General features: G+C 69.4%; 25 protein-coding genes and 2 tRNA genes. 9 read left to right on the top strand and 18 right to left on the bottom strand.

All coding sequences use genetic code 11. The features are described 5' to 3' along the window. Window positions 1-213: 213 nt before the first annotated feature. From Pka01_RS08210 to deoC, 3 genes are all read right to left on the bottom strand, one after another. On the bottom strand, window positions 214-1,080 hold the full coding sequence (locus Pka01_RS08210) for an aldehyde dehydrogenase family protein (RefSeq protein WP_203881988.1): 867 nt from the start codon (window positions 1,078-1,080) through the stop codon (window positions 214-216). A gap of 191 nt (window positions 1,081-1,271) precedes the next feature. Continuing rightward, the gene (locus tag Pka01_RS08205; protein WP_203881987.1) at window positions 1,272-2,699 is read right to left on the bottom strand and encodes an aldehyde dehydrogenase family protein; all 1,428 of its coding nucleotides are present in this window, start codon (window positions 2,697-2,699) and stop codon (window positions 1,272-1,274) included. 12 nt (window positions 2,700-2,711) lie between these two features. Beyond that, window positions 2,712-3,659, bottom strand: a complete 948-nt coding sequence (deoC, locus tag Pka01_RS08200) for a deoxyribose-phosphate aldolase (RefSeq protein WP_203881986.1) — start codon at window positions 3,657-3,659, stop codon at window positions 2,712-2,714. A gap of 246 nt (window positions 3,660-3,905) precedes the next feature. Between deoC and Pka01_RS08195 the strand changes: the two genes are divergently transcribed. Together Pka01_RS08195 and Pka01_RS41180 are read left to right on the top strand one after the other, a co-directional pair. After that, window positions 3,906-4,067 carry a hypothetical protein gene (locus tag Pka01_RS08195; RefSeq protein ID WP_203881985.1) on the top strand — a complete coding sequence of 54 codons (162 nt, stop codon included), beginning with the start codon at window positions 3,906-3,908 and terminating at the stop codon, window positions 4,065-4,067. 123 nt (window positions 4,068-4,190) lie between these two features. Then, a complete protein-coding gene (locus Pka01_RS41180) occupies window positions 4,191-7,058 on the top strand; it encodes an ATP-binding protein (RefSeq protein WP_275414437.1) in 2,868 nt (955 codons plus the stop codon). Between the two features lie 25 nt (window positions 7,059-7,083). Here Pka01_RS41180 and Pka01_RS08185 read toward each other — a convergent pair whose 3' ends face one another. The 6 genes from Pka01_RS08185 to Pka01_RS08160 all read right to left on the bottom strand — a co-directional run bounded on the left by Pka01_RS08185 (window position 7,084) and on the right by Pka01_RS08160 (window position 10,754). Next, window positions 7,084-7,653 carry a TMEM165/GDT1 family protein gene (locus Pka01_RS08185; protein ID WP_203881983.1) on the bottom strand — a complete coding sequence of 190 codons (570 nt, stop codon included), beginning with the start codon at window positions 7,651-7,653 and terminating at the stop codon, window positions 7,084-7,086. A 246-nt stretch (window positions 7,654-7,899) separates the two neighbouring features. Then, window positions 7,900-8,949 (bottom strand): UDP-N-acetylmuramate dehydrogenase, encoded by a 1,050-nt coding sequence (locus Pka01_RS08180; protein WP_203881982.1) that lies wholly within the window; start codon window positions 8,947-8,949, stop codon window positions 7,900-7,902. A 139-nt stretch (window positions 8,950-9,088) separates the two neighbouring features. Continuing rightward, entirely contained in the window at window positions 9,089-9,517 is a 429-nt protein-coding gene (locus Pka01_RS08175; protein ID WP_203881981.1) for a MaoC family dehydratase, read from the bottom strand. A gap of 2 nt (window positions 9,518-9,519) precedes the next feature. Continuing rightward, a complete protein-coding gene (locus Pka01_RS08170; RefSeq protein WP_203881980.1) occupies window positions 9,520-9,969 on the bottom strand; it encodes a MaoC family dehydratase N-terminal domain-containing protein in 450 nt (149 codons plus the stop codon). Window positions 9,970-10,436: 467 nt separating this feature from the next. Then, window positions 10,437-10,601 carry a 50S ribosomal protein L33 gene (gene rpmG, locus Pka01_RS08165; protein WP_203881979.1) on the bottom strand — a complete coding sequence of 55 codons (165 nt, stop codon included), beginning with the start codon at window positions 10,599-10,601 and terminating at the stop codon, window positions 10,437-10,439. A 79-nt stretch (window positions 10,602-10,680) separates the two neighbouring features. Continuing rightward, window positions 10,681-10,754, bottom strand: a tRNA-Met gene (locus Pka01_RS08160). A 380-nt stretch (window positions 10,755-11,134) separates the two neighbouring features. Here Pka01_RS08160 and Pka01_RS08155 point away from each other — a divergent pair. Next, window positions 11,135-12,052 (top strand): NADP-dependent oxidoreductase, encoded by a 918-nt coding sequence (locus tag Pka01_RS08155; RefSeq protein WP_203881978.1) that lies wholly within the window; start codon window positions 11,135-11,137, stop codon window positions 12,050-12,052. Window positions 12,053-12,066: 14 nt separating this feature from the next. Here the strand turns inward: Pka01_RS08155 and Pka01_RS08150 are convergent, their stop codons facing one another. Then, window positions 12,067-12,528, bottom strand: coding sequence for a carboxymuconolactone decarboxylase family protein (locus Pka01_RS08150; protein ID WP_203881977.1), 462 nt, complete (start codon window positions 12,526-12,528; stop codon window positions 12,067-12,069). 243 nt (window positions 12,529-12,771) lie between these two features. Between Pka01_RS08150 and Pka01_RS08145 the strand changes: the two genes are divergently transcribed. Beyond that, the gene (locus Pka01_RS08145) at window positions 12,772-13,236 is read left to right on the top strand and encodes a cupin domain-containing protein (protein WP_203881976.1); all 465 of its coding nucleotides are present in this window, start codon (window positions 12,772-12,774) and stop codon (window positions 13,234-13,236) included. Window positions 13,237-13,313: 77 nt separating this feature from the next. Here Pka01_RS08145 and Pka01_RS08140 read toward each other — a convergent pair. The 5 genes from Pka01_RS08140 to pnuC all read right to left on the bottom strand — a co-directional run bounded on the left by Pka01_RS08140 (window position 13,314) and on the right by pnuC (window position 16,145). Next, window positions 13,314-13,386, bottom strand: a tRNA-Thr gene (locus Pka01_RS08140). A gap of 105 nt (window positions 13,387-13,491) precedes the next feature. Then, complete coding sequence (locus Pka01_RS08135) at window positions 13,492-13,968, bottom strand: hypothetical protein (RefSeq protein WP_203881975.1); 477 nt, start codon at window positions 13,966-13,968, stop codon at window positions 13,492-13,494. Window positions 13,969-14,029: 61 nt separating this feature from the next. Further along, the gene (locus tag Pka01_RS08130) at window positions 14,030-14,239 is read right to left on the bottom strand and encodes a transposase (protein WP_203881974.1); all 210 of its coding nucleotides are present in this window, start codon (window positions 14,237-14,239) and stop codon (window positions 14,030-14,032) included. A gap of 146 nt (window positions 14,240-14,385) precedes the next feature. Then, complete coding sequence (locus Pka01_RS08125; protein ID WP_239114820.1) at window positions 14,386-15,507, bottom strand: AAA family ATPase; 1,122 nt, start codon at window positions 15,505-15,507, stop codon at window positions 14,386-14,388. After that, entirely contained in the window at window positions 15,504-16,145 is a 642-nt protein-coding gene (gene pnuC / locus Pka01_RS08120) for a nicotinamide riboside transporter PnuC (RefSeq protein WP_203881973.1), read from the bottom strand. The genes Pka01_RS08125 and pnuC overlap by 4 nt, the downstream gene beginning before the upstream one ends. 514 nt (window positions 16,146-16,659) lie before the next feature. Here pnuC and Pka01_RS08115 point away from each other — a divergent pair. Next, window positions 16,660-18,324 carry a trypsin-like serine protease gene (locus tag Pka01_RS08115; RefSeq protein WP_203881972.1) on the top strand — a complete coding sequence of 555 codons (1,665 nt, stop codon included), beginning with the start codon at window positions 16,660-16,662 and terminating at the stop codon, window positions 18,322-18,324. A 106-nt stretch (window positions 18,325-18,430) separates the two neighbouring features. Here Pka01_RS08115 and Pka01_RS08110 read toward each other — a convergent pair whose 3' ends face one another. Then, window positions 18,431-19,141, bottom strand: coding sequence for an alpha/beta fold hydrolase (locus tag Pka01_RS08110; RefSeq protein ID WP_203881971.1), 711 nt, complete (start codon window positions 19,139-19,141; stop codon window positions 18,431-18,433). Window positions 19,142-19,340: 199 nt separating this feature from the next. On the opposite strand from Pka01_RS08110, the gene Pka01_RS08105 reads away from it, so the two are divergent. The 3 genes from Pka01_RS08105 to Pka01_RS08095 all read left to right on the top strand — a co-directional run bounded on the left by Pka01_RS08105 (window position 19,341) and on the right by Pka01_RS08095 (window position 21,945). After that, complete coding sequence (locus Pka01_RS08105; protein WP_203881970.1) at window positions 19,341-19,949, top strand: HAD family hydrolase; 609 nt, start codon at window positions 19,341-19,343, stop codon at window positions 19,947-19,949. Window positions 19,950-20,107: 158 nt separating this feature from the next. Further along, window positions 20,108-21,337: an MFS transporter gene (locus Pka01_RS08100; RefSeq protein ID WP_203881969.1), complete on the top strand. Its 1,230-nt coding sequence runs from the start codon at window positions 20,108-20,110 to the stop codon at window positions 21,335-21,337. Between the two features lie 206 nt (window positions 21,338-21,543). After that, on the top strand, window positions 21,544-21,945 hold the full coding sequence (locus Pka01_RS08095; protein ID WP_203881968.1) for a hypothetical protein: 402 nt from the start codon (window positions 21,544-21,546) through the stop codon (window positions 21,943-21,945). Between the two features lie 25 nt (window positions 21,946-21,970). Here the strand turns inward: Pka01_RS08095 and Pka01_RS08090 are convergent, their stop codons facing one another. After that, window positions 21,971-22,813, bottom strand: coding sequence for a helix-turn-helix domain-containing protein (locus tag Pka01_RS08090; RefSeq protein ID WP_203881967.1), 843 nt, complete (start codon window positions 22,811-22,813; stop codon window positions 21,971-21,973). Window positions 22,814-22,915: 102 nt separating this feature from the next. Between Pka01_RS08090 and Pka01_RS08085 the strand changes: the two genes are divergently transcribed. Further along, the gene (locus Pka01_RS08085) at window positions 22,916-23,716 is read left to right on the top strand and encodes an SDR family NAD(P)-dependent oxidoreductase (protein ID WP_203881966.1); all 801 of its coding nucleotides are present in this window, start codon (window positions 22,916-22,918) and stop codon (window positions 23,714-23,716) included. Between the two features lie 16 nt (window positions 23,717-23,732). On the opposite strand, the gene Pka01_RS08080 is transcribed toward Pka01_RS08085, so the two are convergent. Continuing rightward, a complete protein-coding gene (locus Pka01_RS08080) occupies window positions 23,733-24,746 on the bottom strand; it encodes a GlxA family transcriptional regulator (protein ID WP_203881965.1) in 1,014 nt (337 codons plus the stop codon). Window positions 24,747-24,794 lie beyond the last annotated feature (48 nt).

Below are 24,794 nucleotides of genomic sequence, written 5' to 3'. Positions count from 1 at the left end.
GTTCGTGATCATGCAATCAGCGCGCATTGCATGATCACGAACTCCGTCACGCCAGGTCAGACCACACTTCTCCGAAACCGTGCATGATCACGGATCGCGTTTCCGCAGGTCACCACTCATCCCCACGAACCCGTGCATGATCACACCCAGGGTTGGGGCTGGTCACCAGCCATTCCCACGAACCCGTGCATGATCACGCCCAACAAAGAAACGTCAGGTGCCGATCGGATGCCAGACGGTCTTCGTCTCCAGGAAGGCCGTCATGCGCTCGGTGCCGGGGTCGGCCAGCCAGTCGGCCTTGACGGACGGCGGACGCAGGACGCGCTTGAGGTTCTCCGCCGCCGCCTCCTCACACGTGACCGCGAGCTCCGCGTCGGCGCCGGTCAGGTCGACGGCGTTGACGTCCATGTGGCCCGCCAGCCAGGGCGCGACCTCGGCGGCCGACCCCGTGAGGATGTTGACCACCCCTCCGGGCAGGTCCGACGTGGCCAGCACCTCGGCCAGCGTGATCGACGGCAGCGGCGCCCGCTCCGACGCGACCACCACACAGGTGTTGCCCGTGACGATCACCGGGGCGATCACGCTGACCAGACCCAGCAGCGGCGCCTCCTGCGGGGCCACGACCGCGACCACACCGGTCGGCTCGGTGCTGGACAGGTTGAAATACGGCCCGGCGACCGGATTGGCCGATCCGCGGATCGCGCCGATCTTGTCCGACCAGCCCGCGTACCACACGAGCCGGTCCACGGCCGCGTCCACCAGCTCGCCCGCCTTGCGTACGCCCACGCCGTCGGCGTCGACGAGCTCGGACACGAACTGGCCGCGACGTCCCTCCAGCATCTCCGCGACGCGGTAGAGGATCTGGCCGCGGTTGTAGGCGGTCGCGGCCGACCAGCCGGGGAAGGCCTTGCGCGCGGCGGCCACCGCCTCCCTGGCGTCCTTGCGAGATGCCTTGGACGCGTTCGCCAGGAACTCGCCCTTCGAGGAGCTCACGACATACGACCTTCCGCTTTCCGACCGGGGGAAAGCGCCACCGATGAACAACTTGTACGTCTTGCGCACGGCCAGGCGCTCACTCATCGAAGGATCCAATCTGGAGTGGACGGGCCGGCTGGTAGGTCTGGCCGCACCGGCAGACGCCGCCCCGGTGGGCGAACCAGCCGTGCCGTACGGCGAAGCGGGACGAACGGAGCGCACGAGAATAGCCTTCACCCGCGCCCGCGTTCATGCGGCGCACGAGACGGCGCCGCCTGCGGTCGTCACACAGGTCGTCACACCGCAAGGTAGGCCTCCAGACCGTGACGTCCGCCCTCGCGGCCGTAGCCGGACTCCTTGTAGCCGCCGAACGGCGATGTGGGGTCGAACTTGTTGAACGTGTTGGACCAGACGACGCCGGCCCGGAGCCGGGACGCCATCCACAACATCAGCGACCCCTTCTCGGTCCAGACGCCGGCCGACAGCCCGTACGGCGTGTTGTTGGCCTTCTCGACCGCCTCAGCCGGCGTACGGAACGTCAGCACGGACAACACCGGGCCGAAGATCTCCTCCCGGGCGATGCGGTGCGACTGGGCGACCCCGGTGAAGACGGTCGGCGGGAACCAGAAGCCCTTGTCGGGGATCGGGCACGTGGGCGACCACCGCTCGGCTCCCTCGGCCTCTCCCGCCTCCGACAGCTCCCGGATCTTGGCGAGTTGGGCGGCGGAGTTGATCGCACCGATGTCGGTGTTCTTGTCCAGCGGGTCGCCGAGCCTGAGCGTGGACAGCCGCCGCTTGAGCGCGTCGAGCAGTTCCTCGGCTACCGACTCCTGAACGAGCAGGCGCGAGCCCGCGCAGCACACGTGACCCTGGTTGAAAAAGATCCCGTTGACGATGCCCTCGACCGCCTGGTCCAGGGCCGCGTCCTCGAAGACGATGTTGGCGGCCTTGCCGCCGAGCTCCAGCGTGACCTTCTTGCGCGACCCGGCGACCGAGCGCGCGATCATACGGCCGACCTCGGTCGAGCCGGTGAAGGCCACCTTGTCGACGTCGGGGTGCCGGACGAGGGCGGCGCCCGTCTCCCCGGCTCCCGTCACGATGTTCACCACGCCGGGAGGCAGGTCGGCCTGCCGGCAGATCTCCGCGAAGGCCAGCGCCGTCAGGGGCGTTGTCTCTGCGGGCTTGAGGACGACCGTGTTGCCGCACGCGAGCGCGGGCGCGATCTTCCACGCCAGCATGAGCAGCGGGAAGTTCCACGGGATGACCTGCCCCGCCACGCCGAGCGGCTGAGGCGAGGGGCCGAACCCGGCGTGGGAGAGCTTGTCCGCCCATCCGGCGTAGTAGAAGAAGTGGGCAGCGACCAGCGGCAGGTCCACGTCGCGTGCCTCGCGGATCGGCTTGCCGTTGTCGAGGGACTCCAGGACGGCGAGCTCACGGGCCCGCTCCTGGATGATCCTGGCGATGCGGAAGATGTACTTGGCCCGCTCGGAGCCCGGCATGGCCGACCACACGGTGAACGCCTTGCGTGCGGCCTGGACAGCGCGGTCGACGTCGGCCTCCCCCGCCACGGCGACCTCCGCGAGCACCTCCTCGCTGGCCGGGTTGATCGTCTTGTCCCGTCCCTCGCCGAGGGGCTCGACCCACTCGCCGTTGATGAACAGGCCGTACGACGGCTTGATGTCGACGATGTCCCGCGACTCGGGCGCGGGGGCGTACTCGAACATGGGATGGCCGCCTTAGTCCAGGGTGAAGTAGTCGGGCCCGGCGTACCGGCCGGTGGCCATCTTCTGACGCTGCATGAGCAGGTCGTTGAGGAGCGACGAGGCGCCGAGCCTGAACCAGTCGGGGTCGAGCCAGTCCGGACCGGCGGTCTCGTTGACCAGCACCAGATACTTGATCGCGTCCTTGGTGGTCCGGATGCCGCCCGCGGGCTTCACACCCACCTTCCTGCCCGCCGTACGGAGGTAGTCGCGGACGGCCTCCAGCATGACGAGCGTGACGGGCAGGGTCGCGGCCGGCGACACCTTGCCCGTCGAGGTCTTGATGAAGTCGGCGCCCGCGATCATCGCGAGCCAGGACGCCCTGCGCACGTTGTCGTACGTCGACAGCTCGCCCGTCTCCAGGATGACCTTCAGGTGCGCGCTGCCGCAGGCGGCCTTGACCGCCGCGATCTGCTCGAACACCGTGAGGTAGTCCCCCGCGAGGAACGCGCCGCGGTCGATCACCATGTCGATCTCGGCCGCGCCGGCGGCGACCGCGAGCACGGTGTCGGCGACCTTGACCTCCAGCGACGACCGGCCGGAGGGGAACGCCGTGGCGACCGAGGCGACCTTCACCCCCGAACTCCCCAGAGCCTGTACGGCTGTCGCGACCAGGTCGGGGTACACGCAGACCGCCGCCACCGAGGGGACGGAGGAGTCGGTCGGGTCGGGGTGAACCGCCTTGGCGCACATCGCCTTCACCTTGCCCGGGGTGTCCGCGCCCTCGAGCGTCGTGAGGTCCACCATTCTGATGGCGAGGTCGATGGCCTGCTTCTTGGCCGTGGTCTTGATGGATCGCGTACCCAGCATCGCGGCCCGGGCGTCCGCGCCTACCCGGTCCACACCGGGTAGGCCGTGCAGGAACGCCCGCAGCGTCGAGTTGGAAGCGGCGACCTCCGCGAGCGGAGCAGTCGTAGTTGACACTGCACCAGCATCGCCGACCAGTCCGAATGATTCCAAACTGACCACAGCCGAGGCTCCCCTGGGTTTTTTGGCAAATCTGGCCTGAAGCGATCTCTCCTGCCCGTCTAAGGCGGCCGTACGCCCCGCCTTAGACGTCCTACGCCTCAGGTACTGCCCGAGATAGGGCATCCGCCCGATGTGGGGGTGGGGGCCTTAGGACGAACCTTGAGTTGTCAGGGAAAGACGGCAACACAAGGAGACACCCAAATGGGTCCCGAGCTTCACTACCAGCTCATCATCAACCGAGTGGCCGACCTCCAGGAGGAGGCCGCCGACCACCGCCGCGCCCGTCAGGCGAAGGCCGCCAAGAAGGCGCACGAGAGCGGCGGCACCCGCCGGCGCGGCGTGTTCGGCAAGACCACCTCATGAGAACCGTCAAGAAGCCCGGCCGAAACCTCCCTCTCGGCCGGGCTTTCCTACCCCCGTGAGCAGCGATCCGCCCCCCGGATAAATCAGGGGAAGCAACCCAGAGGGCATGAAATGCTGAATGACATGACGCGCCGTGCGGTAAGCCCTGTCTTCGTCGGGCGGGGTGCGGAACTGGGGACCCTGAACGAGGCATTCGAGCAGGCACGTAAGCAGGCGACGTCAGCCGTGCTGGTCGGCGGCGAGGCCGGTGTGGGGAAGACCCGGCTGACCGTCCGATTCGCCGAACAGGCCGCTCAGGACGGCGCCCACGTGCTCGTCGGGGGCTGCGTGGAGCTGTCCACTGAGGGTCTGGCCTACGCCCCCTTCACCGCGGTCCTGCGGCAGCTCGTCCGCGAGTCCAGCGCGGGCGAGGTGGCCGCCCTCCTTCCTGAGGGGGCGGCCCGCGAGCTGGCCAGGCTGCTTCCCGAGTTCGGCGAGCCGAGCGGCGACGAGGAGAGCGACTCGGCGAGGGCCCGGCTCTTCGAGCTGATCCTGACCCTGCTGGAACGGCTGGCGGAACGCCGGCCGCTGGTCCTCCTCATCGAGGACATCCACTGGGCCGACCGGTCGAGCCGTGACCTCATCGCGTTCCTGAGCCGCAACCTCAGAACCTCTCCCGTCCTCATGGTCATGACGTACCGGTCCGACGAGCTGCACCGGACCCATCCGCTGCGTCCCGTGCTGGCCGAGCTCGCCCGCGTCGACGGCGTCATCCGCGTCGACCTGCCCCGCTTCACCCAGGACGAGGTCGCCGCCCAGATGGCCGGCATCCTCGGCGACGCGCCCGAGTTCGCGCGGGTGGACACGGTCTTCGAGCGCAGCGGCGGCATCCCGCTTTTCGTCGAGGCGCTTCTCGAGCACGCCGACGACTGCTCGTTCCCCGACTCCCTCCACGACCTGATCATCGTGTCGGTCGAGCGGCTCCCCGAGGAGACGCAACGAGTCCTGCGTACGGCGGCCGCCGGCGGAATCCGCGTGGGCCATCCGCTGCTCGCCCTCGTCAGCGGCCTGTCGGACGTCGATCTCGAGAACGCGCTGCGGCCCGCCATCGCGGCCAACGTGCTCCAGGTGGCGGACGGCGGCGCCTACGCGTTCCGGCACGCACTGATCCGCGAGGCCGTCCACGACGAACTCCTGCCCGGTGAGCACGTACGGATGCACGCACGCTACGCCGAGGAGATCGACAAGGACCGCGGGCTCGTCCCGCACGGCCGGGCGGCCATCGAGATCGCCCACCACTGGTACTCCGCGGGCGACGACCTGTGGGCTCTGATCTCCGCGTGGGAGGCGGCCAAGAAGGCGGCCAAGTCGTTCGCCTACACCGAGCAGATCCAGCTGCTCGAACGGGTGCTGACCCTGTGGAACAAGGTCCCCGACGCCGCGGAGCGGATCTCCGCCGACCACGTGACCGTGCTGGAACGTGCCTCCGGGGCGGCGTACGTCTCGGGGGACATGGAACGCAGCATGAAGTTCGTCAGGGGCGCCCTGGGCGAGCTCGACGAGCAGGAGTCGCCCGAGCGGGTCGCCGAACTCCTGGTCCGGATGGCCAACATCAAGCAGCAGAAGGGCCGGCCGGGCGCCCTCGAGGACCTGCGGCACGCCGAGCGCCTCGTCCCCCGTCCCGGCGACATGCGCACCTTCGTGCTCGCCCGGCTGGGTGCGGAGCTGATGCTGATCAACGAGGTCGCCGAGGGGACCGCGCTCACCGAGGAGGCACTGACGGTCGCGCGCGAGAGGGGGCACGAGGTCCAGGAGGCCGACCTGCTGATGAACCTGGCCCTCGGCCACTCGCTCTCGGGAGACCTCGAGACGACGTTCGCGACCAACGAGCGCGCGCTGACCATCGGCACCCGGTTGAAGTCGGTCCGGGTCATACTCCGCGCGCTCGGCAACAACGTGGACGCGCTCGACAACCTGGGCCGTTCGGAGGACGCCGTCGCGCTGGCGATCGAGGGCGAGAAGCTCGCCCGGGAATGCGGCAGGTATCGCCAGCAGGGCGTGTTCATCGCCAACAACCGCGCGGAGGCGCTGGAGTCCCTCGGCCGTTGGGACGAGGCGATCGAGCTCGTCGACCTCGCCATGAAGATGGGCCCGTCGCTGCGCAACCGCTGGCATCTGCTGCGGATCAGGGCGGACATCGCGGTCTCCCGGGGCGAGGAGGACGTCGCCCAGAGCATCCTCGCCGAAGTCGGCGCGCTGGCGCCCCTGCCCGCCCAGTGGACGCAGGAGTGGGTCTACAACACCCGCCTGCGTCTTGCCTGGCACCTGCTCCAGGGCGACCCGCTGAAGGCCCTCGAGACGGCCGAGATGGCGCTGACGAACCCGCCTCTGTCGCAGAAGGCCGCGCTGGGCTGGCGGCTGCTCGCCTCCATCCGGCTCGTCTGTGACGCCGCCGCGCCCGTCGACCGCGGCCGGGCGTCCGCTGTACGTGCCGGGGGCGACGTGCTGGCGAGCCGCATGAGGAGCAGCGGTCCCGTCGTCGACGCCTTCCGCATGATCTACGAGGGCGACTTCGACGGCGCCGCAGGGGTGTGGAAGCGGCTCGGGCGGCCCTACGCCCTGAGCAAGGCGCTCTTCCTCGCCGCGGGCGAGGCCGCCGCCGGCGGCGACCGTGACGGCGCCTGTGAGCGGCTGCGCGCGGCCCTTCCGCTCGCCGTCTCCCTCCGTGCCGCTCCCCTGGTGACCCAGATCGAGTCCCTGGGACGCCGCGTCGGGGGCCTGCTCACCGAGCCCGTACGGCAGGCCGCCGACGAGCAGATCCTCCTGACGCCACGTGAGCTGGAGGTCCTGCGGCTCGTGGCCGCGGGTCGGAGCAACCGGGAGATCGCGGCCGAGCTGTTCATCTCGGCCAAGACCGCCAGCGTGCACGTGTCGAACATCCTGCCCAAGCTCGGCGTCTCCAGGCGGGGCGAGGCGGCGGCTGCCGCGCACCGCCTCTCCCTGCTGGGCTGAGCCCCAGGCTCAGGCGAACAGCGGCTCAGACGAACAGCGGCTCGGCCAGCAGGATCACGCCGAAGACGGCGAACGCCGCGGCCGCGCCGTACCGGATCCACTTCTCCGGCAGATGCTTGCCGAGCACGCGGCCCACGCCGATCGCGAGGGCGTCGGCGGCGACCATGCCGACCGTGGAGCCGATCCAGGTGCCGAACCAGCCGTGCTGCGTCGCCAGCGTGATGGTCGCCAGCATGGTCTTGTCGCCGAGTTCGCTGAGGAAGAACGCGATCCCGACGGCGATGATCGCGGTCCGCCGCGCCCTGGCGGCCTTGTTCCGCTCTTCCTCGGTCAGTTCGTCGCCGCGCAGCGTCCACACGGCGAAGCCCAGGAACGCGATTCCCGCCGCGATGGAGATCGCGGTAGTGGGGATGTTGTCGCCGATCAACCCGCCGAGACCCACACTCACGAGGTGGACCAGCGCCGTGGCGATCGTGATGCCCGTCAGCACCGGTAAGAGCTTGAACCGGGTCGCGAAGGTCATGGCCATGAGCTGGCTCTTGTCGCCGAGCTCCGCCACGAAGATCACAAGAAGAGAGATCCAGAACGCCTGCACAGGTCGCCTTTCTTCACGCGCGACCGGGCCGGCGATCCTCACCCGGGGGAGTCCGGGCATGGCTTCGGCCCGGCAGCATGGCTGTCGGGCCGAAAGTCTCGTCCGCCGCATGGGCTCCACGACCGGGCCGTTCGAGCCAGGGCGGCTCGGGCCATTGTGTCGATCAGTGGATTGTGGACTACTCCCCTTCGGATGGTTCTGTCAGAGTCTAGCGGCAGGAGTCAAATGCCCTGCTCCGGGTGCCGGTCAGATGGCGATCCCGACCAGGACGGGCTCGTTCACGAGCGTCACGCCGAACTTCTCCACGACGCCTTCGCGGACCTCGCGTGCCAGAGCCAGCAGGTCCTGGGCGCTCGCCTGGCCGGACGGATTGGTCAGCGCCAGCGTGTGCTTGGTCGAGATCCGCACGGCGCCCCGCTCGTAGCCCTTGGGGAAGCCGGCGTGCTCGATCAGCCAGGCCGCGGGCACCTTGACGGATCCGTCGGGCATGTCCCACCGGGGGTGTCCCGGAGCCCGCAACTCGAGCTCGGCCGCCTGTGCGGCGCTCAGGACCGGGTTGGTGAAGAACGACCCGGCGCTGCGGGTGTCGGGGTCGGCCGGGTCGAGGACCATGCCCTTGCCGCGGCGCAGGCCGAGGACGGCCTCCCGCACGTCGGCCAGCGGCATCCGGGCCCCGGCCTCCACCCCCAGCCGGTCGGCGAGCTCCTTGTACGCGACGGGGCCCGACAGGTCCGACCGCTCCAGCGCGTACGTCACCGCGAGCACGACGTGGCGGCCGGGATCGTCCTTGAACGCGCTGTTCCGGTAGGCGAACCCGCACTCCGCGGCGGTGAGATCGTTGATCTCGCCGGTCATCCGGTCGTAGACCCGCACCCCGGTGATCGTCTGCGAGACGTCCTGCCCGTAGGCTCCGACGTTCTGGATCGGCGTCGAACCCACCAGCCCGGGCACGCCGGACAGGCACTCGAGCCCCGACCAGCCCTCGGCGACGCACCGGGCGACGAGATCGTCCCAGTCCTCGCCGGCCTGGACGGTGATCACGACCCGGCCACCGTGGTCCGCGACGTCCACTCCCCTGCTGGACACGTGAACCACCAGGCCGTCGAACCCCTCGTCGGACACGACCAGATTGCTGCCGCCGCCGAGGATCAGGACCGGCTCGCCCTCCCTGTCGGCCTCGGACACGACGGCGACCAGCTCGTCCTGCGTGCGGGCCTCGATGAAGGCACGCGCGGGGCCGCCCACCCGCAATGTGGTGTACGGCCCGAGCCGTACCTCTGTCAGCCGGTCAGCCATGGGTTCCCTCAGGAATATCGGAAACCGCCCGGCCGTGATGACCGGGCGGAGGCGCCGAGGCGATCCACGGCTCTGCCAGCTTACGATCTCGCGGGGCCGCCTCGTCCCGGGAACGCCCGTGGCGGACGAAAGATCGACTTCAGGACAGCTGGACGACCGCCCGCGCCTTGGACAGGACCCTGGCGTCGCCCGATCGCGCGTTGAGCGCGACCACGACGCGCTTGTCCTCGAGCTTGTCCTCGATGACCCCGGTGATCGTGATCGTGGCCCCCTGGTCGTCGTCGGGCACGACCACCATCGAGGAGAAGCGCACGCCGTACTCGACGACCGCCCCGGGGTCGCCCGCCCAGTCGGTGACGAAGCGGCCGCCCTCGGCCATGGTGAACATGCCGTGCGCGATGACGTCGGGCAGCCCGACCGACTTCGCGTGCCGCTCGTTCCAGTGGATGGGGTTGAAGTCGCCGGAGGCGCCCGCGTACATGACGAGGTTGACCCGCCGGACCTGGTAGTCGGCGGCCGGAATCTCCTGGCCCACCTGGACCTCGTCGTACTTGATCGTCGCAGCCATGGTTACGCCGCCCCTCCCCGCTCCACGATGGTGTTGTAGGCCTGGCACACGAGCTCGCCCGAGGTGCTGGTGACGTCGCTGCGGATGGTCAGGAACTCGTTGCGGCCGACGCTGCGGATCTCCGTGATGGTCGAGGTGCAGACCAACTCGTCGCCGGCGTAGATCGGGCGGCGATACTCGAAGCGCTGCTCGCCGTGGACGACCATCGCGTAGTTGAGCCCGAGACCGGGGTCGGAGATCCCCTCGCCGGCGCCGGAGAGGCTGAACACGATGGGGAAGGTCGGCGGAGCGATCACGTCGGGGTGACCGGCCGCGGCCGCGGCGTCCTTGTCCCGGTAGATCGGGTTGTCGTCGCCGATGGCGGCGGCGAACTCCCTGATCTTCGTGCGACTGACCTCGTAGGGAGCGGACGCCTCGAATGTCCGCCCGACGAAATCGCGGTTCAAAGCCATGAGGTGGGGCTCCTTCGCGGCTGAAGAGCTGTCGTGGCCGACGCTAACAGAACAAGGTTCGGCTGTCGCGGGAGCGGCCGGCCACCCCCGTCGGCCGAGTCAACCCTAGCGAGGGGACACGGCAGGGGGCCCGGCGGCCGACGCAGGCCTCGGCGTACGCCTGCGAGTGGACACGACGAACCGGCGATCCCGCGAGGGACCGCCGGTCGTGTGTATGGAGATGTCCTGAAGTGTCGCTGAAGGTCCCCGTCGACTCGATCGGCTGTACGCCTCAGCGAGTCTCGGTGCGGCCGGTGGCGTCCACCCTGACCCCGAGGGCACGGTGACGCCTCAACCCCGGTCCGGCCGACCGTCGCGAATGCCCGGCGGACGTCGCGCGCCGACAAGTCTCGCGGTGCTCCTGGTGGCACTTGCCCAGTCCTAGGGACACAGTGGGGCAGTACTTCCCCCGGGTGACCGCAGAGTGACTAGCGGGTCTCGCGGTGCGCCTGGTGGCACTTGCAGTTGGGGCAGTACTTCTTCAGCTCAAGCCGATCCGGGTCGTTACGCCGGTTCTTCCGCGTGATGTAGTTGCGGTGCTTGCACTCCTGGCAGGCCAGCGTGATCTTAGGCCTAACGTCGGTGGCAGCCACGTGGGAGTGCCTTTCTGCGTTCGGGACTAATGGACGAACCCCTGCCTGATCACCTTTGCGGGGGATCTGGCTGAGGTAGTAGCGGAGGCCGGACTTGAACCGGCGACACAGCGATTATGAGCCGCTTGCTCTGCCTGACTGAGCTACTCCGCCTTGACCGGAAAAACAGGGACCGGCCACGCAAGGATACCCGACCTGTAGGGCACCCGCGTACGCGCGGGCGACCATGATCGGGTACCGAAGATGAGGTTACCCCCACCATGCCGAAAGCCCCACCCGAGATCGGATAGGACTTCTGCGCCGGAGCCCCCGAACGGACCGCCGCAGCGGGCCACAGCACGTCGGTCATCGTACACGCCTGCTTCGCATCGCCGCGCCCTGCTGTTCCTGGGGCAGCCGATCACCGGACAGGCCCCCGGACCGGCTGGTGACGGCTTCGGCGACTCGCCGCCGCCGGTTCGAACGGATCGAATCGGGCCCTGGCGGGTTACGTTCGTCCTGCTCGATATCTCCACAGCTGGTGAGGACCCGTCGTGCTAGCCGTCACCGTCCGAGACCGTGCCGCCGGGATGGCCGGGGTCTCCCTGACGGAACAGCCATATCCCCACGCCGCAGAGAACGACGTCATCGTGCGGGTGCATGCCGCGGGGTTCACCCGTGGTGAGCTGGACTGGCCGGGAACGTGGTCCGACCGCGCGGGTCGCGACCGCACGCCGAGTGTGCTCGGGCATGAGTTGTCGGGTGTGGTCGCCGAGCTGGGCTACGGGACCACCGGCCTGACCGTCGGCCAGCGAGTGTTCGGACTCGCCGACTGGACCCGCAACGGCTCTCTGGCGGAGTACGTGGCGGTGGAGGCCCGCAACCTGGCGCCGCTGCCGGCCGGTGTCGACCACACCATGGCCGCCGCACTGCCGGTCCCGGGGCTGACCGCGTGGCAGGGACTGTTCGACCACGGTCGCCTCACCGCCGGTCAGACCGTCCTTGTCCACGGCGTGGCCGGCAGTGTCGGGGCCGTCGCGGCGCAGCTCTCGCGCGCGGCAGGAGCCCGGGTGATCGGCACAGGCAGGGCGCGCGACAGGGACACGGCGCTCGGGCTCGGCGTGGACGCCTTCCTGGATCTGCAGGCCGACTCCCTGGAGGATGCCGGCCAGGTCGACCTCGTGCTGGACGTGATCGGCGGCGACGTCCTGGACCGCTCGGCCGCGTTGGTGCGCCCCGGAGGCACACTCGTGAGCATCGTCTCGCCACCCGCCGTCCGGCCTCGAGACGGGCAGGCGATCTTCTTCGTGGTCGAACCCGATCGCGCCCGGCTCACCGATCTGGCCTGGCGGCTCCGGGACGGACGCCTCCGCCCGATCGTCGGGGCCGTGCGGACCCTCGCCGAGGCTCCCGCCGCGTTCGCCGAGCGCGTTCCCGGCAGGACGATCGTCCGGGTCGTGGCCGACGAATAGCCGGGCCGGTCGGCTCAGTCGCCTCCGACGGGGTACCGGCTCGTGATCGCCACGCGGTTGAAGGCGTTCATCACCGTCGTCAGCCAGGCGACCGCCGAGATCTGATCCTCGGAGAGCACCGCGGCGGCCGCCGCGTAGTCCGCGTCGCTCACATGGCCCTTGGACACCCGCGTGATCGCCTCGGCCAGGCGCAGGGCCGCGCGCTCGGTCTCGGAGAAGTAGCCGGCCTCCGCCCACGCGTCGAGTACCGCGAGGCGGTCGGTGCTCTCGCCTTTCTTGAGCGCGTCGCGGGTGTGCATGCGCAGGCAGAACGCGCAGCCGTTGATCTGGGACGTGCGGATCTTCACCAGTTCGACCAGGAGCGGGTCGAGACCCGCCGCCGCGGCGCCCTCCTCCGCCACCGCCGACAAGGCGAGGAGTGCCTTGTAGCCCTCCGGATGCTGCTTGCCGATGTTGACACGTCGCTGATCAGCCACGCTGCCAGTCTACGGAGGGGACCTGCCGCCCCGGCCGCGCGGACCGTCACGCACGTCATCGCGGTTCGCACTTGAGCGAGGTCGACCTGGACCTGAGCGCACCATCACCAAGGCTTGGATTCGCGCACGGCAGGTATTCGAAATGCCTGGGCATGGTACTCAAACGAACTTCACCTCACCCGAAAGGGACAACCGCATCGGCGTGAGCCGCATGCGGCCGTGTCCCAGGATGGGAGAGTCGTCATGATCCGAATACGGTTCGCCCGCGGCCTTCTGGCCGCCGGCATGGTGGCCGCGACCGCGGCATGCGGTGTCGCGGCAGACCACGCGAGCGGCAAGGTGCCGGTCGCGGCGGTGATCACGCAGCCGCCGTCCGAGACGCTGTCGCCCAAGTTGGAACAGGCGCTGCCGAACGTCAAGGGCAAGACGTTCACCTCGGCGATCGTGGACTTCCCGCCCGCCGCGCGCGCCGTACCGCATCGGCACGGCGACGCCTTCGTGTACGCCTACGTGCTCGAGGGCACCATGCGCAGCCAGATCAGCGGCGAGCCGGTGCGCACCTATCACCAGGGCGAGAACTGGGTCGAGCCGCCGGGCGCCCACCACGTGCTCACGGAGAACACCAGCCGGACGAAACCGGCGAAACTGCTGGTCGTCTTCATCTCCGACACGGGAGATGAAATCAAGGTCGATGATCCGCCGAGCTAGGACGGAAATCGCGGCGGAAACGCGAACGCCTCATCCAGACGATTTCTGGATGAGGCGCTTCAACTGGTCGAGCCTTGAGCCCCCAAACGGAATCGAACCGTTGACCTTCTCCTTACCATGGAGACGCTCTGCCGACTGAGCTATAGGGGCACGCCCGCATGGGCTTTCGCGCTGCGGACAGGTGCAACCTTACACGTCCGCGACGACCGATGCGAAATCAAGCTCCGAGTCCTTTCCGGGCGGGTCCGGGAGGCCTCAGGGGGTGGGCAGGGCACCGGTCAGGTCGGCCTTGTCCCGCTGGTCCTCCGGCACCAGCGCCACGATCTCGTACTTCGTGAAGTAGCCCTTGCCCTTGACCGGAGACACGTTGCTGAGCGTCACCGTCGCCTCGTACGGCCTGTCCATGCACCCGGGCAGGCACCAGGTCCCGCTCAGCTTCCCCGCACCGGTGGCCCGGGTGGGCCCCCAGCTCTGCCAGACCACCTGGCTGAGCGTGCTGAACTCCGACAACGTCAGGTCGCCGGGCCGCTGGTCGCTCCGGCCCTCCTCCGCGCCGTGGAAGTTCAGGACGTACACGGGGATCTCCGTGCCGTCCTGCGCGCCCGTCGCCGAGCCCGGTGAACCGCAGGACGTCGCAGCCGGCACGACCAGAGCGGCGGTCAGCAGGCACAGCGCCGCGAGACGGCGCGTCTTGGAGATCGGCCTCGTCGTGGGTGCGGCAGTCAGGCGCATTGGTTCCCCCTCGCGTCTCTGTTTCCCTGACGCTAGAGGGTTACGCCTAGCGCACCGGCGACTAGCGGACAGCGGTCCGCAGGTCGCCTCCCGCACGCGGATGAGGGATCACTTCGCAGAGGTCGGCCAGATCGACGAATCGGGCCACCTCCTCGACGGACAGACAGTCGGCGACGACCCAGCCCTTGCGCCTGATGCGGAGGACCTGGCGCCCGCAGCGCTTCGCGGGCACGATCTCGTAACCGTCAGGTCCCACCCATCGCCTGCCCATAGGTGCACAAGCTAGCCGCTTTTCCCACCCATTTCTCGAAATGACACGCGCATCCGGAGACCACGTGAGTTCATCGCGGGATCTTCTGCGACCCGGTTCGGCACCCCTGTTCGGGCCCCGCTGTTCCGCGGGCGGAAGGCGGCCGCTCACCGCTCCGCCGTGAGCGGCCGCGTGAACGTCCACCCTTCGTCCAGCAGCGCGTCGACCGCCTGTACGGCTCTCGCGAGCCGCTCGCCGGGAGAGCCTGTGACGGTCACGTGCGGCAGGCGCCTTTCCCTCAGCTCGTGCCGGATGCGCTGATCCATGTGATCCCGGATGAGCTCGCCGTCCCGCCAGCCGTCCTGCTCGAACGGCACGCCGTCGACGGACGTGTGAATCCACAGATCGTGTCGCGCACGTTCGTGGATCCGCACGACCTCGGGCGATCGCGAGCCGAGATAACGCTCGTGCCAGATGGATGTGGCCAGGGCGTCGGTGTCGCAGACGAGCAGCGGGGAGCCCACCCGGGCCGCGGCGTCCTCCCAGGCGAGCTGCCGCTCCGCGATCAGGGTGAACTCGGCCGACTCCCAGGTGAGATCGTCCAGCCACGGCTCGGGTTCGCCGTCGTCCTTCGCCGTACGGCGTGCAGTCGCGAGCTTCTCCTCGCAGTAGGTCCTGCCGTACTCGGGAACCCAGCGCGTGGACGCCCAGGCTCCGCCGCGGGCGGCGTAACTCGCCGCCAGAGCCCTGGCGAGGGTCGTGGTGCCGCTCGACTCGGCGCCCACGACCACGACACGGCGCGCGAAGGAGGCGCGCACGGCGGGGTGGAGAAGGTGCCAGGCCGAGACCGGGTCGGCCCGGACAGCCGTGCCGCTGATCGGATGCCGCTCACGAGCCGGATCGACGCCGACGTGGACGGCGTCGAATCTGCGCGCCAACTCGGCGCCGTAGGGCTCGGAGGAGAAGACCGCGTCGATCTCCGGAACCGTGCCGTGGGCCGCCGCCAGCGCCTGCCTGAAGACGGCGACGTGGGCCGTCCAGATCTCGGGGTCGTCGTAGTCGATGTCGACGTCGTCGACGACGGGGGCGATCACAACGTTCGGTTGCGGGTGCGCCTCTCTGAGCCATGCCGTACGGGCGGCCAGCGGAATGCTCTCCACGCTCGACGCCGCCACGACGACGGTGACCGTGCCGCAGCGTCCGGCGGCGGTGTCGATCAGATGGTGGTGGCCGGCGTGGGGCGGATAGAACTTGCCGATCACGAGGCCGTGGTCGAAGCGCAGGCTCATGCGGTCACCGGCTCCGGCCGCACGGCCATGGCCCTGCGCCAGGACAGCAGCCCCGAAACGCAGAGGACGAGGAAGATCACGTAGAGGGCGCCCGTCAGGTAGAGGTCCTTGTAGGCGTAGAGCGGGATGTAGATCACGTCGACGGCGATCCACAACCACCACGACTCCACCAGCTTCCTGCACTGGCCGTAGGTCGCCATGAGTGACAGCGCGGTGGTCAGTGCGTCCCAGAACGGCACCGCGGAGTCCGTCCACGCGGCCAGGACGGCCGTGAGCACGGCGGTGGCCGCGGCACCCGCCAGTACGAGCCCGATCCACTCGGTCGGGCCGGTCCGGGTGACGGAGAGCCTGCCCCGTCCGGCTCCGCCGTACAACCACTGCCACCAGCCGTACAGCCCGAGCAGGATGTAGACGATCTGCAGGGCCGCGTCGGCGTACAGGCCGGCGGACAGGAACACCAGGCCCAGCAGAACGACGTTGGCGATGCCGATCGGCCAGTTCGAGATGTGCTGGCGGACCACGAGCCAGACGGTGAGCACGCCCGACGCGAAGCCGAGCACCTCCGCCCAACTCGTGGACACGCCCCGGAAGGTGAACGCGGGCTCCAGTAAGGGCCCCAGCAGATCGGCGAGCGTCACGAACATCTCCTTAATCGTCAAACTGACGATAACAGAGATCTTCTACCACGAAATATCGTGATTCGCCCCGCGAGGGATCCTCCCCCCGGCAGGAGAGGCGGCACGGCACGCCTGCGGTGTCCAGGGACCCGAACTCGGAATTCCTGTCGTCCTTTTCGAAGCGAGAACTCGAGAAATAGTCCGAAACTGTCCGCCTGTGTGGCCAATGTCTTTGATGAGTTACAAAGAGATCTCGCGATCTACCTTGGCTTGATACGTCCCGCTAGCATCTCCATCGTCGGATGTGCGCCAACACGCGATCCTCAGGCGTGTGAGGCCCCTCTGACGTCAGGCGTCAGGCGCACTCGGGGAGTGCGCCTTCTTTCTCACAGGGGACCCCTTGAATCCTGCTCAGCCCGGCGGGAGAAGGACTGGCATCAGCCGTGCCCTCTCCGCTGCCATCCTCGCGCTGGGGCTGGTCGGCACTGGCGTGGCCACCACCGTCACTGCTACCTCCGCGAACGCGTCGGCACCCGTGACCGACACCCCCAAGGAAGCCAAAGCCCGTACCCAGCAAGTCCGCGCCGAAGCCGAGAAGCGCGGCATCACCAGGAAGTCGGTCAGGCAAGGGACGGCGACGAGTTCCACCCAGGAGTCGTCCGCACTCGGGACGCCCGCGCCCAGGCCGCAGATCGTCGGCGGCTCCGCCACCACCATCAGCGCGGCGCCCTACGTCGTCCAGCTGTGGTACCAGGACGCGAACCGCCCTGACTACGTGCTCTTCTACTGCGCCGGAACGCTGATCGCGCCGAACAAGGTGCTGACGGCCGCTCACTGCGTCTCCGGTCTCGACTGGGTGCACAAGGGCGAGGTCGACGGCGGCGTCAGCACCCTGAGCGCCACCAACTACAAGTGGGCGCTCGTCAAGCGCCAGTGGGTCAACCCGTCCTACAACAAGAACACGCTCGACAACGACATCGCCATCCTCACGCTCGACCGGCCGATGCCGCTGAGCGTCGCCCCGATCGCGATGGGCTCGGACGCCGCGCTGTACAAGGCGGGCACCAAGGCGACCGTCTTCGGCTGGGGCACCACCACCTCCGCCCCGGCGGGTCCGTCGAACGTGCTGAAGAAGGCCACGCTGCCGATCCAGGCGGACTCCACCTGCGACGCGGCGCTCCGCGACCCGGAGGCGGGCGACCAGTTCGTCAACGGTCACATGATCTGCGCCGGCCCGCCCGGAACCGGCACCGACTCCACGACCACCTCCACCTGCCCCGGCGACTCCGGTGGCCCGCTGCTGGTCAGCGGCAAGGTCGTGGGCATCGTCTCCTGGGGCGTCGGCATCAAGGACCCCGCCACAGGGGAGTGGATCAAGAACTGCGGCGTGAAGGGCACCTACCCCGTCTTCACCAGGGTGAACACGTACGCCGGCATCGCCAGGGCGCGGACCTACGACACCGACTACACGGGTGACGGCAACGCGGACGTGTTCGCCCGCGCCACCAAGGGCGGCACCGCGCGGGTCTACAAGGGCAAGACGCTCGCCACGTACTCGTCGGTCGGCAGCGGCTACGGCAGCTGGAACAAGATGCTGCAGACGGACCTCAACCGGGACGGCCTCAACGACTACATCGTGCGGACGACCGCGGGCAACCTCTACTGGCGGCACAAGTCCGGGTCGAAGACGGTCAACACCAAGATCTCGTCGAGCTACAAGACGGTCAAGCAGATCATCACGCCGGGCGACGTGACCGGCGACCTCAAGCCCGACCTGATGTCGGTGACCTCCAAGGGCTACCTGTACGTCTACGGCGGCAAGGGGAACGGCACCTTCGTCGGCGCCAAGAGGCTCAGCACCGGCTGGCTCGCGTACGCCCAGGTGATCGGGCACGGCGACTACACCGGCGACGGACGGCCCGACCTCATCGGCCGCACCAGCAAGGGTGCCGTCTACGTGCACCCGGGCAACTCCAAGGGGACCTTCTTCATGGGCACCCGCAAGCTGGTGAGCAGCACCAAGTTCAAGACCGCGAAGTACTTCCTCAGCCCAGGCGACGTGGACGGCGACGGCAAGTCCGACATCGTGACCGTCCTCGGCAACGGTTACATGTACCTGTACAAGGGCGACGGCAAGGGCAACTTCGCCGGCGCCTTGCGGGTCAGGACCGGCCTCAAGCCCTACAACCTCTTCGGCTGATACTCAGCCAGGCGGCGCGCCCGTCGCGGGATCCCTCCCGCGGCGGGCGCGTTCTCGTTCCAGGGGTCGAATCGCGGGCCCGACGGGACCGGTCGCCGGCTTCGGTTCAGGCCCACCCGTCCAGGGCGGCCATGAACTCCGTGTGCATGCCGTACCAAACGCTGTGACCCGCGCCGGCGACGGAACGCACCTCGAATCCGCGGGCGCGCATGGTCTCACCGGCCTCCTGCGAGATGTACCGGCTGGGATCCGCGCGGATCACGAGTGAGGGCGCCACGAGCGGCGGCGTGTTGTCCGGGCCGCCCACCCGACCGGCGTGCAGGCTCACGGTCGTGGCGACGTCGAACAGCTTCGCCGCCTCCGCCTCGACCGCGACGTCCTGCTCGCTCCACCACGACCGGTCTCGCCGCAGGTTCTCCACCGTACGGGCCGCCCTGGCCTCCTCGAGCTCCGCGGCGAACGCGGCGGCGTCGAGATGGACACGGCCGGGGCCGAAGGGCGTCTCCACGTAGACCGCACGCTCGGGGCGCAGCCGCGACACCGCTGCGGCGAGAACCGATCCCCCGAGCGAGTGGCCCATCGCGAGCGCCGGGCCCGCCGTCACCGACTGCAGCACCGCCGCGGCGAACGACTCCAGATCACCGTCCGGGTGGCGCGGCGAACGCCCGTGGCCGGGAAGATCGACGGCGATCACGCGATAACCCCGCTCCGCCAGGACGGGACCGATCTCCCACCAGGAGCGCGAGTCGCCCATCATCCCGTGGATCAGCACCGCCGTACGGTCGCCTGCACCCCACTCGAGTGTGTTGAGAATCATGGCGGACAGCGTACGCACGCCTTACGCGCCGCCTCGATCGAGCGGATCGACTGCCGGTGCACAGGCTCGGGACGGCGGATCGCACCGGCCACGAGATCTCTGACTACCCTGATCACGCTTGACCGCGTCTCAGAAGTCGCGGCCGCGCAGACCGTACGAGCCTCGCACCCGACCCGGGGTTGCTGGACAGGGAGATCCGATGACGTTGCCCTTCGCCGCGGTGTTATGCGACTTCGACGGTGTGATCCGGTTCTACGACACGGCCGAGACGGCTCGCCTGGAGCGGGCGGCGGGGTTGCCGGAAGGCATCACGAGTGAGATCGCCTTCGCTCGTGAGCGCGACCTGCCGGCGTTGCTGGGAAAGATCACGACCGAGCAGTGGGTGGAGTCGATCGTGACCGGGCTGTCCGAGCTGGTCCCGGAGGAGCAGGCTCGACGACTGGGCGAGGAGTTCGCCTCCGCCGAGTTCCGGGTCGACGAAGACGTGCTCGGGCTGCTCCGACGCGTACAGGCTCACGTGCCCGTCGTGCTCGTCACCAACGCGACGCTGTCCCTGGAGGCCGACCTCGCCTCGCTCGGGCTGACCCATTTCGCGGACGACGTCGTCAGCAGCGCCCGCGTCGGCGTCGTCAAGCCGGACAGGCGGATCTACGAGATCGCCGCCGAACGCGCGGGCGTCGCACCGCGTCAGTGCCTGTTCGTCGACGACCGCAGGGAGAACGTCGAGGCCGCCGAGGCACTCGGGATGACCGGCGTCCTGTACGGCGGCATCGCCGATCTGGAGAAGGCACTGGACATGATCTCGTGACGTGATGCGCACGGCCGGCCGCCGGTCGACCGCGGTTGATCGTTTGATCGGCGGCACCGGCGTGTTCGTCCGCCCACGAAAGTGGGACCGATGGCACCATTGGCCGAATGTCTGCCGGTAGTGGACGACGCCCCCCAATCTGGCATAACCGCGAATTCATGCTGTTATGGGGTGGCCAGACGGTCAGCGAGATGGGTTCGCAGATCTCCGTTCTCGCCCTGCCGCTGGTCGCCGTCGTGGTGTTGGACGCCTCCGCGTTCCAGGTCGGGCTGTTGTCGGCGGCGCAGACGTGTGCGTATCTGCTGGTGGCCCTGCCCGCCGGGGCCATCGTGGACCGAGTCGCAAAGCGCCGGTTGATGATCGGGTGCGACCTCGCCCTCTGCCTGGTGATCGGCTCGGTGCCGCTGGCCTACGCCTTCGACGCGCTGACTCTCGCCCAGCTGTACACCGTGGCCCTGGTCTCCAGCGTGTTCTCCGTGTTCTTCTCGGTGGCGTACCAGAGTTATCTGCCGGTGCTGCTCGACCGCGACCAGCTCATGGACGGCAACGGCAGGCTCGCCGCCTCACAGTCGGTCGCGCAGATCGCCGGACCCAGTGTCGGCGCGGGACTGGTGACACTCATCGGCGCCGCGGGAGCGATGGTCGCCGACGCGCTCTCCTTCGCGTTGTCGGCGGGTTCGCTGACGACGATCCGCACCCGCGAGCCGCGCCGGCCCCGGGCCGAGGCCGGCCGGCGGCCGACGCTGCGGTCGCAGATCGGCGCGGGGCTCGCCTACGTCGCGCACGATCCCATCCTGCGGAACTCGGTGGCGTTCAACGGCACCGCCAACTTCTTCGTCATCATCGTGGAGACCCTCGGCCCGCTTTTCCTGATCCGTACGCTGCAACTGCGTCCGGGCCTGGTCGGGCTGCTGCTGGCGCTGGGAGCCGTCGGCGGAGTGGCCGGCGGCGTGGCGGCACGGTTCCTCGCCCGGAAGGTCGGCTCGGCGCGGATCGCCTGGATCGCGATGACGGTGCTGTCGCTGCCCGGCCTGCTGATCCCGCTGGCCGGGCACGGCTGGTGGGTGCTGCTGTTCGGCTTCGGCTGGATCTCGTGGACCTTCGCCTCGACCGTCGCGGGTATCTCGCTGACCAGTTATCGTCAGGCCGCCTGTCCTCCGGACATGCTGGGCCGGGTCAGCGCCGCCGCACGCTGGATCAACTGGGGCACGCTGCCGCTGGGCGGTCTGGCCGGCGGCGCGCTCGCCACCACCCTCGGCGTCCGGACCACCCTGTGGATCGCCGTCGTCGGCGGCTGCTGCGCGGGGCTGTGGTTGTTCTTCTCACCGCTGCGCGGAATGCGCGACATCCCTCTCGGAACGCCCCAACCCGTCGCCGGAACGCCGTAGCGTTTCGGCGTTTCGGCGTTTCGGTCAGGGACAGGGATTTCTTGGAGCCCGCGTGGTGGGGCGTCGCCAGGCGGCGCCCCACCACGCAAAGGGCCGGCAATGTTCTCCACCGAGCATCGTTCAGATAAGGACGGTCTCCGGATCGCGGGTACATATCCGACCGATCCGAAGTGACCAGCACTAGTCACCCTGAAGGTGCGCCGAAAATGAGTCGACAACGTACGGCGAATCCGCTTGCCCGAAGAGCGCTCACCCGGCGCCGGCTGGCACTTCTGCCGGCTGTCATCGTGCTGGGAACGGTCGTCATCGCGTCGCCGGCGGTCGCGACGTCGACAGGCGACGGCCCCGGAGGAAACGGTTCAAATAACAGCGGAGCCGGCTCGCAGAAAGACAAGAACATCCGCGGCGCACAGGGCAACGAAAACCAGAACAAGACTCACCACAACAAGAGAAGCATGGCGTACGTGCGGTTGAGGCGCAGCCCCGTCTTCCAGCGTGGAACACAGCAGCTGAACAGCAACAGCGGCGTCACCGCCGTTCAGGCCGCATCCTGTAAGTGGAAGAACAACTGCCACATCCACCAGAACTACTGGGTGGGCCACTGGTAATCGGCGCCGCCGGGTGCAGGCCTGGTCAGGGATGGGGCGCGGGGTTCCAACTGGCCAGGATCGGCAGGACGCGAGCGGTGGGTGAGTCGGGCTCGGTGGTGTAGACGACGAGCCGCTGGTCCGGCTCGTGCGGAGCGCAGACGATCTCGATGTCGAAGGACATCGGGCCGGCGGCGGGATGCTGGACGCGCTTGGTCACCGACGCGTAGTCGCGGACGGCGTGATCGTCCCACCACCGGGCGACGTCGCCGTCGGTCGCGCGCAACTCGTCCATGAGCGCCGCGAGACGCTTGTCGTACGGGCGTCGGGCGATCTCCCTGCGCATCGTCGCGACGGTGGCCGAGGCGAAGTCCGCCCAGTTCACGATCCGCTCACGGGCCACCGGGTCCTGGAACATGAAGCGGACGAACGACGCCCCCGGCTCCAGCGGACGGCCCAGCACCTCCGCCAGCAGGGCGTTGCGTGCCAGGACCACGCCGCGATGGCCGAGCAGCAGCACCGGGACGTGATCGAGTGTCCGCATCAGCCTGAGCAGCCCGGGATCGGGCCGTTGAACCGCGTGCGAGGTCGCGGTGCGGCGCCGCGCGGTGGGCGCGGCGAGGTCGCGGAGATGAGCGTGCTCGACCTCGTCCAGGCGCAGCGCCCGGGCCAACGCGTCGAGCACCTCGGCGGAGATGTTGGCCTGGCGTCCCTGTTCGAGCCGGCTGTAGTAGTCCGGGCTCAGGCCGGCCAGCACGGCCAGTTCCTCCCGCCGCAGCCCCGGCACCCGCCGGGCCCCGGGGAAGGCTTCGATGCCCGCCTGGGAGGGGGTGAGCCGGTCCCGGCGGGAGCGTAGGAACGCGCCGAGCGCGGCGCGGTCGCGTGGCATTCCTCCAGGTTAGGCGGCCTGCCGGCGCTCTGGGTGGTCCTGCCGTGCCCAGGCTCGACCTGTCCTGGCCCGGTGCCCGGGCCCGCCCCTACAAAGGGATCCATGACTTCCCTTCACACAACCGACATCACACCCGCCGCCTCCGGTTCCCGTCTGTCCGGCCGCACCGCCGTGGTCACCGGCTCGACCAGCGGGATCGGCGCGGCGATCGCCCGCGTACTGGCCGGCGAGGGCGCACACGTCGTCGTCAGCGGTCGCCAGGCGACACGCGGCGAGCGGGTCGTCGAGGAGATCAGGCGGTCCGGCGGGCGCGCCGACTTCGTCGCGGCGGACCTGGCAGGCGGCTACGAGCAGCTGCGCGCCTTCGCCGCGCGGGCCACGGACGCGCTCGGCGGACGCGTCGACATCCTGGTCAACAACGCGGGCATCTACCCGGCGACGCTGACCGAGGATCTGCCGGACGCGGACCTCGACGCCATGCTCGCGGTCAACGTCCGCGCCCCCCACGTCCTGGTGGCCGCGATGGCGCCGGCCATGGCCGAGCGGGGCAGCGGCGCCATCGTCACCATCGGCTCCTGGATGGCCCGGGTCGGCAGCCCCTTCGCGGCGATGTACACCGCGACCAAGGCGGCTGACGAGCAACTCACCCGCAGCTGGGCGGCGGAGTACGGGCCGCGCGGAGTACGGGTGAACACCGTCGCGCCGGGGGCGACCCTCACGCCGGGCAACGAGGCGGGCCGCGCGCAGCTCGACGCGATGACCGCCGCCACCCCTGCGGGCGTCGTCGTCCGGCCGGACGACATCGCCAAGGGCGTCCTGTACGTCGTCAGCGACGACGCGGCCATGGTGCACGGCATCACGCTCTACGTGGACGGCGGGATCTCCGCCACCCGTCTGGCCTGACCCCCCGGCAGGCCTGCTAGGAGGACGAGACCGGTCCCTGGCCGATACCCAGGCCGAATCGGTGGCGGTACTCCAACGGGGTCAGCCCGATCTTGCGGCGCATCAGCGCACGCAAATTGGCGGCGGTGCCCAGCCCGCTGTGCCGTGCGACCATCTCGAACCGCGGCTCGCCCCGCTCGATCAACCGGCACGCCAGGGCAAGCCGTTCCCCGGTGAGCCACGCCAGCGGCGTGGTGCCCAGCTGCGCCCGGAAGCGGCGATGCAGGGTGGCCGGGCTGACCGAGGCGCGCGCTGCGAGGTCGGACACCGTGATCGGGGCGTCCAGCCGCTCCTGGGCCCAGGCCAGGAGCGGGGCCAGGGACTCATCCGGCACGTCGGGCACGGGCCGCTCCACGAACTGACGCTGCCCGCCGTCGCGGTGCGCGGCGAAGACGAGCCGCCGGCTCACGGAGTTGGCGACCTCCGCGCCGTGGTCGCGCCCGACGATGTACAGGCCGAGGTCGAGCGCCGCGGCGCTCCCCGCGGCCGTGAGGATGTCACCGTCGTCCACGAACAGCACGTCTGTCTCGAGCCGGACGGAAGGGAAGCGGGCCCGGAATGACTCCGCCCACTGCCAGTGGGCGGTGGCCCGGCGCCCGTCGAGCACCCCGGCCTCGGCCAGGGTGAAAGCACCGCTGCAGAAGCCGACCAGGCGGGCGCCGCGCGCATGTGCCCGCCTGATGGCATCGAGTACGGCGGGGCGGCGGGGCACCTCGACGTCGGGACGGTTGGGGACGATCAACGTGTTCGCCGATTCGGCGGCCTCCAGGCCGGCGACGCCCGTGAGCGTGAAGAACCCGTCCCGCATCAGCGTGCGCGGCTCGGGGGAACACAGGCGGAAGTCGTAGAGATCGCGCCCGAGCTCGGGCCTGCGCAGGCCGAAGACCTCGGTCGCGCAGCCCAGCTCGAAGGGGTTGGAGTTCTGGTCCACGATCACGACGACCCGGTGCGGATCCACCGTGTGAGCGACGTGCGAGGATTCTTGCGCCATGTGCTATTCCTAGCACTCACGCCGCTCGTGCCCACTGGGTCAGGATGC

Origin of the sequence: Planotetraspora kaengkrachanensis (assembly GCF_016862895.1) — a bacterium.
GTDB classification, from domain to species: domain Bacteria; phylum Actinomycetota; class Actinomycetes; order Streptosporangiales; family Streptosporangiaceae; genus Planotetraspora; species Planotetraspora kaengkrachanensis.
This window is presented reverse-complemented; position numbering and strand designations above follow the sequence as displayed.

Coding starts and splice junctions, on each gene's coding strand:
- Pka01_RS08100 (WP_203881969.1), top strand. CDS start 20,108: ATGCTGTTATGGGGTGGCCAGACGGTCAGCGAGATGGGTTCGCAGATC.
- Pka01_RS08175 (WP_203881981.1), bottom strand. CDS start 9,517: ATGGCTGCGACGATCAAGTACGACGAGGTCCAGGTGGGCCAGGAGATT.
- Pka01_RS08170 (WP_203881980.1), bottom strand. CDS start 9,969: ATGGCTTTGAACCGCGATTTCGTCGGGCGGACATTCGAGGCGTCCGCT.
- Pka01_RS08080 (WP_203881965.1), bottom strand. CDS start 24,746: ATGGCGCAAGAATCCTCGCACGTCGCTCACACGGTGGATCCGCACCGG.
- Pka01_RS08110 (WP_203881971.1), bottom strand. CDS start 19,141: ATGATTCTCAACACACTCGAGTGGGGTGCAGGCGACCGTACGGCGGTG.
- Pka01_RS08205 (WP_203881987.1), bottom strand. CDS start 2,699: ATGTTCGAGTACGCCCCCGCGCCCGAGTCGCGGGACATCGTCGACATC.
- Pka01_RS08210 (WP_203881988.1), bottom strand. CDS start 1,080: ATGAGTGAGCGCCTGGCCGTGCGCAAGACGTACAAGTTGTTCATCGGT.
- Pka01_RS08180 (WP_203881982.1), bottom strand. CDS start 8,949: ATGGCTGACCGGCTGACAGAGGTACGGCTCGGGCCGTACACCACATTG.
- Pka01_RS41180 (WP_275414437.1), top strand. CDS start 4,191: ATGACGCGCCGTGCGGTAAGCCCTGTCTTCGTCGGGCGGGGTGCGGAA.
- Pka01_RS08095 (WP_203881968.1), top strand. CDS start 21,544: ATGAGTCGACAACGTACGGCGAATCCGCTTGCCCGAAGAGCGCTCACC.
- Pka01_RS08135 (WP_203881975.1), bottom strand. CDS start 13,968: ATGCGCCTGACTGCCGCACCCACGACGAGGCCGATCTCCAAGACGCGC.
- Pka01_RS08145 (WP_203881976.1), top strand. CDS start 12,772: ATGATCCGAATACGGTTCGCCCGCGGCCTTCTGGCCGCCGGCATGGTG.
- Pka01_RS08195 (WP_203881985.1), top strand. CDS start 3,906: ATGGGTCCCGAGCTTCACTACCAGCTCATCATCAACCGAGTGGCCGAC.
- Pka01_RS08125 (WP_239114820.1), bottom strand. CDS start 15,507: ATGAGCCTGCGCTTCGACCACGGCCTCGTGATCGGCAAGTTCTATCCG.
- Pka01_RS08090 (WP_203881967.1), bottom strand. CDS start 22,813: ATGCCACGCGACCGCGCCGCGCTCGGCGCGTTCCTACGCTCCCGCCGG.
- Pka01_RS08085 (WP_203881966.1), top strand. CDS start 22,916: ATGACTTCCCTTCACACAACCGACATCACACCCGCCGCCTCCGGTTCC.
- Pka01_RS08130 (WP_203881974.1), bottom strand. CDS start 14,239: ATGGGCAGGCGATGGGTGGGACCTGACGGTTACGAGATCGTGCCCGCG.
- Pka01_RS08105 (WP_203881970.1), top strand. CDS start 19,341: ATGACGTTGCCCTTCGCCGCGGTGTTATGCGACTTCGACGGTGTGATC.